Annotated in this window: 10 protein-coding genes; 8 read left to right on the top strand and 2 right to left on the bottom strand. The window is 71.1% G+C overall.

From position 1 onward, the window contains the following. The first annotated feature begins 84 nt into the window (after positions 1-84). Positions 85-357, top strand: coding sequence for an acyl carrier protein (locus tag A6A25_RS36350; protein ID WP_158073887.1), 273 nt, complete (start codon positions 85-87; stop codon positions 355-357). A 118-nt stretch (positions 358-475) separates the two neighbouring features. Then, the gene (locus tag A6A25_RS36345) at positions 476-1,639 is read left to right on the top strand and encodes a 3-deoxy-7-phosphoheptulonate synthase (protein ID WP_241829103.1); all 1,164 of its coding nucleotides are present in this window, start codon (positions 476-478) and stop codon (positions 1,637-1,639) included. Positions 1,640-1,669: 30 nt separating this feature from the next. Here A6A25_RS36345 and A6A25_RS36340 read toward each other — a convergent pair whose 3' ends face one another. Beyond that, entirely contained in the window at positions 1,670-2,677 is a 1,008-nt protein-coding gene (locus A6A25_RS36340) for a ParB N-terminal domain-containing protein (RefSeq protein WP_073898095.1), read from the bottom strand. Positions 2,678-2,769: 92 nt separating this feature from the next. Then, positions 2,770-3,603 carry a glycosyltransferase family 8 protein gene (locus A6A25_RS44415; RefSeq protein WP_158073886.1) on the bottom strand — a complete coding sequence of 278 codons (834 nt, stop codon included), beginning with the start codon at positions 3,601-3,603 and terminating at the stop codon, positions 2,770-2,772. Between the two features lie 469 nt (positions 3,604-4,072). Here A6A25_RS44415 and A6A25_RS36330 point away from each other — a divergent pair, with 469 nt between their 5' ends. The 6 genes from A6A25_RS36330 to A6A25_RS47015 all read left to right on the top strand — a co-directional run bounded on the left by A6A25_RS36330 (position 4,073) and on the right by A6A25_RS47015 (position 11,117). Further along, entirely contained in the window at positions 4,073-5,305 is a 1,233-nt protein-coding gene (locus A6A25_RS36330) for a glycosyltransferase family 4 protein (RefSeq protein ID WP_143193640.1), read from the top strand. Between the two features lie 31 nt (positions 5,306-5,336). Further along, positions 5,337-7,292: an ABC transporter ATP-binding protein gene (locus A6A25_RS36325; protein ID WP_073898103.1), complete on the top strand. Its 1,956-nt coding sequence runs from the start codon at positions 5,337-5,339 to the stop codon at positions 7,290-7,292. Further along, entirely contained in the window at positions 7,289-9,166 is a 1,878-nt protein-coding gene (locus A6A25_RS36320) for an ATP-binding cassette domain-containing protein (protein ID WP_241829102.1), read from the top strand. The genes A6A25_RS36325 and A6A25_RS36320 overlap by 4 nt, the downstream gene beginning before the upstream one ends. A 516-nt stretch (positions 9,167-9,682) precedes the next feature. Then, positions 9,683-10,495, top strand: a complete 813-nt coding sequence (locus A6A25_RS43605; RefSeq protein WP_143193639.1) for a recombinase family protein — start codon at positions 9,683-9,685, stop codon at positions 10,493-10,495. Continuing rightward, the gene (locus A6A25_RS43600; protein ID WP_241829101.1) at positions 10,377-10,751 is read left to right on the top strand and encodes a recombinase family protein; all 375 of its coding nucleotides are present in this window, start codon (positions 10,377-10,379) and stop codon (positions 10,749-10,751) included. Before A6A25_RS43605 ends, A6A25_RS43600 begins: the two co-directional genes overlap by 119 nt. 45 nt (positions 10,752-10,796) lie before the next feature. After that, entirely contained in the window at positions 10,797-11,117 is a 321-nt protein-coding gene (locus A6A25_RS47015) for a hypothetical protein (RefSeq protein WP_143193637.1), read from the top strand. Positions 11,118-11,176 lie beyond the last annotated feature (59 nt).

Below are 11,176 nucleotides of genomic sequence, written 5' to 3'. Positions count from 1 at the left end.
ACTCCGAGGCGCACGAGGCGGTCGAGGCGTTCATCCGCGGCGACGTGGACGCGTCCCGGAGCGACCCGACCGAAGGGGATGACCGTGCTTGATCGTTCAGCGGTGGCGGAGCGGATCATCGCGTGGGTCGTGGAGCTGGTGCCCGAGAGCGGCTCGGCGGAACTCACCAGCGACACCGACCTGGCGCGGTTCGCGGGGTTCGACTCCGTGGCGATCCTGCAGTTGCTGGCCCGCGCCGAGAACGAGTTCGACGTGTCGCTCACCGACCAGGACGACGTGATCCGCGCTGCCGGGTCGGTCGGCACCATCGCGGACCAGGTCGTGCGGTGCGCTGCGAACCGCACGGACGTGCCGTGACGCCTCACGTCGTCCGCGCCTCGAACAGCGGGTCTGCGGCGCGAGCGCTGGCGGCCCGCCGCACCGGACGGCCCTTCACCGCGGTGGCGCCGCGGTCGCACCGCCGAGGTGCTCGGACGTGAGCAGGGCGGTGCGGTACCCGGAGTCGCCACTGCGGCGCCGGCACCAACCGGCGTGGCCGTCGCCGGAGGTGTTGACGCGGGTGCTGGAGCGGTTGCGCGAGCTGCCTCCGCTGGTGGACGCTGAGTCGTGCCACGCGTTGTCCGACCGGTTGTCGGCGGTCGCCCGCGGCGAGGCGGTGGTGCTGCAGGCGGGCGAGTGCGCCGAACTGTTCACGGACTCGGCGTCCCCCGTGGTCACGGCCAAGGTCGCGCAGCTGCACGAGCTGTCCGGCAGGCTGCGCGGTAGCGGGCGGCAGGTCGTCCCGATCGGCCGGCTGGCCGGGCAGTACGCGAAGCCGCGCTCGCACCCGACCGAGATGCTGCCCGACGGCACCGAGATCCCGGTCTACCTGGGTGACGCGGTGAACGCGACCGCGCCGACGCACTCGGCGCGGCGTCCGGATCCCGTGCGGCTGCTGGCCGCGTACCGGCACGCGGCACGCGCCCTGCTCGCCATGGGCGACTTGCACACCAGCCACGAGGCGCTGCTCTTGGACTACGAGCACGCCCTGCTCAGGCCGGACCGCGTCCGCGGCGGCTGGTACGCCTCCTCCGCGCACACGGTGTGGATCGGCGAACGCACGCGTGAGCTCGACGGGGCGCACGTCGACTTCGCGGCCGGGATCGGCAACCCGGTCGGGGTGAAGGTCGGTCCGACCGCCACCCCGGGTGACGTGCGCGCGTTGGTCGAGCGGTTGACCGCGGGCCACGCCCCTGGGCGGCTCTGCCTGGTCGTGCGGATGGGGGCCGCCCGGATCGGCCAAAGGCTGCCCGCGCTGGCCGACGCCCTGCGCGATCACGCAGACCGGGTGGTGTGGTTGAGCGATCCCATGCACGGCAACACCACCCGGTCGCCGCACGGGCGCAAGACGAGGATCGTGGAGGTGATGGCGCGGGAGGTCGAGGTCTTCTGCGCGGTGCTGCGCGCGCACGGCGCCCGTCCGGGCGGGCTGCACTTGGAGGTGTCACCGGACGACGTGACCGAGTGCGTCGACCGGCCAGCAGACCTCGTGACCGAACCGGACTTCAGCCGGTACACCTCCGCCTGCGATCCCAGGCTGAACCGGCGACAGGCCAGTGCGTTGGTCGGCCGGTTCGCGGAACTGCTGGCCGCGCAGTGAGGTCTTCGAGCCGGGTGCCGGTCACCGCGGTCAGTCCTCCGAGGTGACCGGCACCTGGTCGTCGGCGAGGTCGACGAGGTCGGCGTGCATCTCGACGAAGGCGCGGGTGATCTTCGACATCAAGACCGCGCAGTGCGGCGGGAGGCTGTCGAGGAGTGCGCCCCAGTCGCGGTGCACCCGGATGTTGAGCTGCATCCACTGCATCAGCACGCGGCCGAGCCGGGTGCCGCGCACCGACGGGTCGCGGGCGAGTGCCTCGGCGATGGTGATCGACCGGCGGACCGGGTCGACCACCGCTCGCCGCTCGTCGCGCGCTCGCGCGGAACCGTCCTCCTCGGCGACCAGCTTGCGGATCGACTGCGCGGTGGAGACCGAGATCCCCGCTGCCGAGGCGATCTCCCGCACGGTGGCCCTCGGGTTCGCGGTGACGAACTCGACCGCGACGCGGCGCCGCTCGCCGGGGTTGGTGGGTCGCCTGCGCCCATCCTGACCCACCCGGAACTCAGGGTCCGGCGCCGTGGCGCCAGACCCCGCTCGGATCGTGCCGATCGTCTTCGCGGACAGCCCGGACAGCGCCGCCAGCTTCCGGTCGGAGTACTGCGGGTACAGGCGGACCAGTCGTTGCGCGGCCTGCCTGCGCTCAGCCCTGCTGAGGGGCAGGCCGTGGCGGGTGTTGCAGTGGACCGACAGCAGGTACGCCGTGCGCGCGTCACCGTCGAACAGTCGGGCGGGGATGTGCTCGTGCCCGAGCTGCTGGGCGGCGCGCAGCCGGTGCGCCCCGTCGATGACGCGCATGGTGGCCCGGTCGACGATGATCGGCGGTAGGTCGTCGATCACCTCCGCCAGCCGCGCGACGTGCTCGGCGTCCACACCGGTCAGCCGCGGCGACTCTCCCGGCACCAGGTCCGCCACGCGCATGAGGCAGGGTGCGCGGCGGTCGAGGCTGCCGAGGTCTCGGGGATCGGTTTCCGGGGATACCCACGTGTTCTCCGCGGTCACGTCCTCGTCGGCGCGGACCGGTCGAACGCTCGTCGGCAAGCGAATCCTCCTCGTGCTCGCGAACCGTTCGCGGTGAGGTCCGGGCGGACCGGCCCACCCTTCTCGGGGAACTGCCACGTGCGCTGGTCCGGTCACCGGACGGCACCCTCCACGACCCGGATGAACCGCCGGTACAGGTCGCGTGACCCGCTTGGCGGGCACGAGTCCTGCCACGGCTTGTTCCGGCCGCTGAAATGCAGGATCGACGCCACTTCCTCGGCGCGCAGGAGCGATTCCAGGCTGACCACCTCCTCGGCGGCGTGGGAGTAGTCCTCCCGGCAGGCCACGATCGACATCGCGAACGTGTTCCACTTCTGGTCCAGACGCAGCCAGTTGTCGTCCGCCGACCAGTTCAACGCGTCCTGGTCGGGGAAGCGGGGCACGTCCGGGTTTTCGGCGAGGATCTTGCGAGCGCCGTCCAGGACGCCCGTGGAACGGCACTCGTCGAGGTCGAGCAGCAGCACACCGGAGTTGAAGTACTCGCGATCCGGGGGGAGGTCGAGGTGCGCCCAGGACGGGTGTGCTCCACCGCTGCCCAGCGTCGGTCGAACCGGGTCGCGAACGGCGCCGAGGGCGTGCCCGTCCATGGGTGTGGTCAGCAGTTCCCGGATGTCCTTCATGACGAGGACATCCGAATCCAGGTACAGGACGCGGGGTTCGTTGGCGAGCACCTCGTGGAGACCGAGGCGGATGTAGATGGCCGCGGTGAATCGCTTCAACAACGGGAAGCGCGGGTCGACCGGAGGGCTTTTCACCAGCTCGACCCGCACGCCCGACCGCCGGCCCAGAGCGCGAATCCGCTCCTGCGAATCCGCGCTCAACGTGTCGTAGAGGACCACGACACGCAGGTCGTCTACGCAATCCTCGTGCGCTGCTGCGATGGAGTGCAGGAGAACCCTGGCGGGTAGTTCGAAGTTGTCGTCCACTGTGCAGACGATCGGCGGAAGCGAAGTCAACCCTACGGTCCTTTCACGACGGATGGCGACCGGCAAGTCACGGGCCCGAACACGCGGGCAGACGTCGATCCGGCGTCGAATTGAATGGGATCGACAGAAGTGGCTGATTGCCTGGGACCGATCGTGCGATCCCAGGCGAGAGTAGCGACTCGGGTGCGATGTCGCACCGGTTGGACCACGGCGGTTTCCCTGGGGTCGGCAACTGCTGCAATTCCGCAGTTGCACCGGTTGACAGCCCGGTCGGCCGATCCCCATGATGTGGAACCACCTCGGCGGAACGTCCCGCCGAATACGCCTATCGCGCCGGACGGCGCTGGCATTCCTGTCCGCTCGACACCATTCCGGTCGGAAGACCTGTGGAGCCCCGCCGTGCGCGCCGGTGGTCGAGGTCCGCGGTCTGTTGGAACGGTTCACCACCACGGATGAACAGGGAGCGATCATGAACCCGGCACCATCGGGCGACGACACCACCCCAGGCCCCGATCCCGGCGGGGTGATCGGCCTCGTGGTCCGGGACCTCGGACCCGGGGCGGTGACAGGTGCGGACCTGCGCAACCGTGGACTGGCGCACGCGTTGCGGCGCACCCACCCCGACAGCGTCGTCTTCGAGGCGGAGCACCTGCGCGCGGAGGTCGGCTGTGCGCAGCAGTGCGCCGCCTGCTCCGCGGCCGATCTCGCCGACTACGGCAGCGACCGGCCGGACCCGTTCCACCGGCAGTACTGCCGGCGCGCGTGCGCGTCGTTCCAGCAGGCGCTCGACGAGCGGGGCGTCGGCGCCGTGTGGGTCAGCGACCTGCAGCAGCACCGCTACTTCCACGCCGCCCGCGCGGCCGGTGTGCGCGCGGTCGGGCTGGACATGCACAACTCCGAGGCGGACAACTTCCACGACAACGCGGTTCACCCCAGGGCCGCCGAGCTGGACTCGATGGCCTCGGTGGACGTGGAGTCCGTGCGCCTGTTGGAGGACCACGTCAGTCGTGAGGCCCGGGTGGTCACCTTCGTGTCCCACGACGACGAGGAGCGGTTCCGAGCGCGCTGCCACCCTGCGGCAACCGCGGTGGTGCCCAACAGCGTCAGGGTCGAAGGGACCGGGTTCCCGGTGCCGGACGGGCGTCCCGCGCGGCCGGACCTGCTCTTCCTCGGCCACCTCGACTACTTCCCCAACGTCGAGGCGGCGGTGACGTTGGCCGACGAGGTGCTGCCCGGGTTGCGCCGCCACCGACCCGAGGCGACGCTGCTGCTGGCCGGCAAGTACCCCAACCGCGTCCTGCGGGACAGGGCCGACCGGCCGGGTGTGCGCCTGGTCGCGAACCCCGCGACGACCCGCCCCCTGCTGACCGGTCGCATCCTGGTGGTGCCGCTGCGGCTTGGCGGCGGCAGCCGGTTGAAGATCCTGGAGGCAATGGCCGCCTGCGTGCCGGTCGTGGCCACCGCGAAGGGCGCGGAAGGACTGCGGATCCGCCCGGACGAGCACTACCTGCTCAGCGGCGACGACCCGGGTTCCTTGGTGGCGAAGGTGCTCCAGGTCCTGGACGACCCCGAGGCAGACCGGCGGCGCAGGCTGGCCGCGCACGGGTTCGTCCGCGACCACTACTCCTGGGAGGCGATCGAACCCGCGGTCGCGTCCGCGATGAAGGAGATGACCGCACCCGAGCCGGGAGGGCACCGTTGACCGCCACGTCGACGGGACGCCGGTGAACCGCATGACGACCGGACACCCCGGACAGCGGGACGCGGGCGCCTTGCGTCGCTGGTACGCCGAAGCGGTCCGACCCAGGTACCGCACCCTGCGCCAACTGCCAACCCTGGGTGTCGGGCTGGTGGTCCCGCTGTCGCTGATCAGCCTGGCGCGCGGAGGGCTGCCGGTGGTGCTGGTCCTGGCGGGCAGCAAGTTGGTCGGGCAGGTGCCGCAGGCGGTCGAGCACGGCGTGGGTTCCCCTGCCTGGGGCGACCTGGTCTCCTGGTTCGTCCTGGCGGCCGCCGCCTTCGTCGCCCAGCAGGTGTTGACGCCCGTCCAGTTGGGCCTGACCGAGATGGGCAAGCGGCGGGTGGACGGCGTGGTGCACGACCGCCTGATCACGTTGTCACTGGGCAGCCCGGGAATCGCGCCGCTCGAGGACCCGACCGCGTTGGACGCGCTCGCGGAGGCCAAGCGGCGGCTGGAGCGCGGCGGGGAGACTCCGGGTGCGGCCTGCGTCGCACAGTTCGGCATGCTCGCCCGCTACCTCAACCTGATCGGGTTGGTCGTGTTGCTCGGGGTCGTCGTCTCCTGGCTGTTGGCGGTGCTCCTGCTGGCGGTGGTGCTGCTGTCCAGGCACGCGCAGCTGGGCGGACACCGGCGCTGCGCGCGGGTATGGGACACGGCCATGCCCCTGCTCCGCCGCGGCGACTACCTGCGCGACCTGGCGATGGGTGCCGGTGCCGCGAAGGAGCTGCGGGTCTTCGGGCTGCGCTCCTGGCTGTCGGACCGCTACGCCGAAGCGGCTCGACGGTGCCTGGACGTGATCTGGCGTGGCCGCCGCGCGGTCTACTTATACCCGTACCTGGTGTTCACCGCCGTCGGACTGGTGGCGACTGGGCTGGTGCTGGTCACCATCGGGCGCACGGCTGCCGGCGGTGGCCTACCGCTCACCGAGCTGGCACTCGCGCTGCAGGCGGTGGTGGCCGCGATCCTGATGGGCGACCACTGGACGGAAACCGACCTGCCGACGGCGTTCGGGATCACCGCGGCCCTGGCCGCCGACCGCTTCGAAGACCGGATCGCCGAGGTCGAACGGCGCACGTCGATCACCGCCGGCGACGAAGGGCTCGACCCGGCCGGGATGCCCCGGTCGGCGGTGGTCTTCCGCGGCGTGCGGTTCGGCTATCCCGACGCGCCCGCGCCCGTCCTGGACGGCCTCGACCTGGTGCTCCCGAGCGGGAAGTGCACCGCCGTCGTCGGCGTGAACGGCGCCGGGAAGACCACCCTGGTCAAGTTGCTGGCCAGGCTGTACGAGCCGACGGCCGGGCGGATCGAAGTCGACGGCGTGCCACTCGACGCCTTCCCCGCCCAGGCCTGGCGATGCCGGCTGTCGGTGATCTTCCAGGACTTCGTGCGGTACGAGTTGTCCGTGACGGACAACGTCGCGTTCGGGGCGCCGCACGTCCCGCCGGACCCGGAGGCGGTGCGGGCGGCCCTGGAACGCGCCGGAGCGGCCGGGTTCGTGGACGGTCTGCCGGACGGCGTGGCCACGCCGCTGTCGCGCGCCTTCCGGGACGGTGTCGAACTCTCCGGCGGCCAGTGGCAGCGGATCGCCATCGCCCGTGCCCTGTACTCACTGTCCCAGGGTGCCGGGCTGCTGGTGCTCGACGAGCCCACCGCCGCGCTGGACGTGCGTGCTGAAGCGGCCTTCTTCGACCGTTTCGTCGACCTGACGCGGAACGTGACGTCCGTGCTGATCTCGCACCGGTTCTCCAGCGTGCGCCGCGCGGACCACATCGTGGTGCTCGACCGGGGCCGCGTCGCCGAACAAGGTACGCACGAGGAGCTGATAGCCGGGGAAGGCCACTACGCGCGGCTGTTCACCCTGCAGGCGCAGCGGTTCGCGGACGGTTCCGACCGCGTGCCCGGTCCAGCCACGCGGCGCCGGTACGACGCGGCGCAGGAGGTATCCCGGTGACGGCGGGCGTTCGACGGGACCGGGCGGACGAGCCGGGGGTGGTCGACGCCCTGCGGGCCTGCTTGTCCATGGTGACCCTGTCCTGGCGCACGTCACGAGGCAAGCTGGTGATCGCCGGCGCGCTGCTGACCGCCCAGGCGGTGTCGGTGCCGTCGTCGGCGGCCGCCCTCGCCGGGCTCACCGACGCGGCCCTGGACGGTGACGTGCCGCGGGTGACCGCGATGGGCCTGCTGCTGGCGCTGCTGACGCTCACCGCGCTGACCGCGTCGAACTTCGCCCACATCGCCTACTTCGAGCTGGGCGAGCTGAACCTCCTGGAGCTGGAGCGGGAGGTGATCGACCTGGCGAACGGCTCGACCGGGTTGGCGCACCACGAGCGCCCGCAGTTCGCCGACCGGCTCCAGGTGCTGCGCACCGAGCTGCACCGGGTCGGGCCCACGAGCATGCAGGCGCTGCTGTCGGGCGTCGCCCTCGCGGCGGGCCTGGTCGTGACCGCGGTGCTGTTGGCCCGGCTGAACCCGTGGCTGCTGCTCCTGCCGCTGGCCGCGGTCGCGCCGCTGCTCGCCGGGCAGCGGGCGGCCGGCGCGGCGGCTCGCGCTAGGGACACCGCCGCCGAGCACACTCGCCTGGGGCTGCACCTGTTCCGGCTCGCCACCACCGCCGGCGCGGCAATGGAGCTGCGGGTGTCCGGTCTCCGCGACGAGATCCGCGCCCGGCACGCCACGGCGTGGGACGCCGCGAGCCGGGTGATCGCCCGCGGCGAGGTGCTCTCCGCGCTCTGGTGGATCGCCGGGCAGATGGTGTTCGCCGCGGCCTACGTCTGCTCGACCCTGCTGGTGGTACGCGACGCGGTCGCCGGCCGCCGCGCCGTCGGCGACGTCGTGCTGGTGATCGTCCTGGCCTCGCAGGTCAACCAGCAGGTCAGCGCATCGGCCGCGGTGCTCGAGGAACTCCAGCGCCTCGCCCACGCCGTCGGGCACGTGCGGTGGGCCCGCGGCCTGGTGGCCGGGCAGGAGTCGCCGGCCGGTGACGCCGTGGTCCCCGATCGGGTGCGCCACGGCATCCGGTTCCGCGACGTCGGTTTCCAGTACCCCGGCACGCGGCGCGCGGTGCTGGCCGGTGTCGACCTGTTCCTGCCCGCCGGTGCGATCGTCGCTGTGGTCGGTGAGAACGGCGCCGGCAAGACCTCCCTGGTCAAGCTGCTGTGCCGGTTCTACGAGACCACCAGCGGCACCATCGAGGTGGACGGGCTCGACCTGCGGCGCCTGCCGGCGCAACAGTGGCAGACCAGGATCTCCGCGGGTTTCCAGGACTTCGCCCGCTTCGAGTTCCTGGCGCGGGAGGTGGTCGGGGTGGGCGACCTGCCGCGGATCGACTCCGCCGCGGCGGTCACCGAGGCCGTGGAGCGGGTTCGCGGCACGGACCTCTTGCGCGGCCTCGACAGGGGCCTGGAGACCCCGGTCGGGCTGTCGTTCCCCGACGGGACCCAACTGTCGGGCGGCCAGTGGCAGACACTGGCCCTCGGCAGGGCCGTGATGCGCCGAGACCCCTTGCTGGTGGTGCTCGACGAGCCGACCTCCGCACTCGACGCGCAGGCCGAGCACGACCTCTTCCTGCACCACACGGCGCTGGCGCGCGAGGTCGGTGCCCGCACCGGTGCCATCACGGTGCTGGTGGCCCACCGCTTCTCCACCGTGCGGATGGCGGACCTGATCGTGGTGATGGACGGTAGCCGGATCCGCGAGTGCGGCAGCCACGAGGAGCTGACAGCGGCCGGCGGGCTGTACGCCGAACTCTACGAAATGCAGGCCGCCCAGTACTCACTGGCTCACGAGCCGCCGGTCACGCCGACCGGTCAAGGAGGTGTAGCTTGACACGGTGCGCGAGGGGGGAGAACGCTGTGACCAGCGGTCTCCTTCTTCCAGGGCCAAGGCGGTCATCCGGCCCGGTTCGTCGTCCAGGGTACCCACCACGTAGTGTCGATCGAAAGTCACCGCGACTGACCAAGCGACTTGTCGGTACTCGTTGTTCAGGCCGAGGACTGGTCGGCGATGTATCGGGGTGCAGCCTGGCTCCGTAATCGGCTAACTTTCGCGTCCGAGTGCGAACAGCTTGTCGACCGAGTCGACGGACTTGGCCTGGAAGCCGTGCACGACACCGTCAGGTTGCCTTCGGGCCGGTTGTGCCCGGCTCGGTTCGACAGCGTGCTCGTCATCGAGTTGAGCAGGTCGTGAGTCGGAGACCTGGCTGGGTGAGCCCAACCGGGGCTTTACGAGGTCGACGATCCGCTATGCGGGTGTAGATGCTGCGCTGTTTGGTTCTTCGGGTGTCATGGCGGGCGGGATTCGTCATCACCGAGCTGTCGAGTCTCGTGTGGTGGAGGTGCTGTGATGGCCGTGGAGAACGATCATGATCTGTTGGACGCCTGGTTGGGCGAGAAGCAACGTCGGGGTAAGCGGAGGCGTTCGCGGGATCCGCACGTCCATCGCGGGTTGCGGTTTGCGTTCTACGGGCGGATGTCGACTTCGGAGTATCAGGACCGGCACTCCTCGCGGCTGTGGCAGCTGGAGGTGTGCGAGCGGCTCGTGGCCGGGCACGGGACGGTGGTGGCGGAGTTCTTCGATGAGGGCTCGTCGCGGTGCCACCGGTGGTCGAACCGGCCGGAGGCCGCTCGGCTGTTGAAGGCGTTGGCCGAGGAGCGCGGGTTCGACGCGATCGTGGTGGGGGAGTACGAGCGGGCGTTCTGCGGTCGTCAGTTCGACGAGTTGGTGCCGCTGCTGCGCGCTGGTGGGGTGCAGGTGTGGTTGCCGGAGGTCGGTGGTCGGGTGGATCTGGACGACGGTGAGCACCGCAGGTTGATGACCTTTCTCGGTGCCCAGTCCGAGCGGGAGGTGATCCGGGCTCGTAACCGGGCGTTGGCGTCAATGAAGGCCCAGGCCGAGCTCGGCCGCTATCTGGGTGGGCGTCCGCTACGGGTACATGCTGGTCGACGGCGGCCCGCATCCCAGGCGCGCCGACGCCCGCTGGGGGCGGCGGGCACGGAAGTTGGCGCCGGATCCGCGGACCGCCGGGCACGTGAGGTGGATGTTCGCCCGCCGGTTGAAGGGTGTGTCGGTGGCCGGGATCGCGCGGGACCTCAACGAGCGTGGTGTGCCGTGCCCGTCGGCTGTGGACCGGGAGCGCGATCGGCACCGTTCGAGTGAGGGGTGGAGTGTGCAGTCGGTGCAGACGATCCTGGAGAACCCGCGCTACACGGGCCGTCAGGTGTGGAATCGGGTGGCCAACGACCGGGACGAGGTCGACCTGCGCACGGGGCGGCCGGGGCAGGTGCCGAACCTGCCGGCGGAGTGGGCGGTGTCGCTGGAGGTCGTTCACACGCCGTTGGTGAGCGTGCGTGACTTCACTGCGGCGCAGAAGGTGCGTACTCGGCGCTCCAACCAAGGCGGCGAGCGACGTTAGTACCTGCTGGCGGGTGTGGCGGTGTGCGGGGTGTGCGGGCGGCGGATGGACGCGCACTGGGTGCACGGGCGTCCTGGTTGCCGGTGCCGTCACGGCTACAGCAGCGCCCGACCACGTCCGGCTGACGGGCCGAAGCCGGTGTACTGGCGCGAGGATCGCCTGCTGGAACACGTCGCGGTCGCTGTGGAGTCCTCCGGCTCCGGGTGGTCAGCCACGGGTGCCGGCCTGGTGACATGGCTGCGCGACGAGGGTGTCGCTGTGGTCTGCGGACCTCGGAAGATCGGAATCCGCAGTGACTCGCGCTCTGTGATGAGGTCGCAACTCCGACCGTCAGCGTCGATAGAGTGCGTTGAGGACGATGTCTGATGCGGAGGGTGCGGGTGGATTCCTCGACCGGTAGTGCTGAGATTCCACGGTCCCGGGAG

Origin of the sequence: Saccharothrix sp. CB00851 (genome assembly GCF_001905065.1) — a bacterium.
Classification (GTDB): domain Bacteria; phylum Actinomycetota; class Actinomycetes; order Mycobacteriales; family Pseudonocardiaceae; genus Actinosynnema.
Note: the sequence above shows the minus strand (reverse complement) of the source record. Positions and strands in the feature narration are given on the sequence as shown.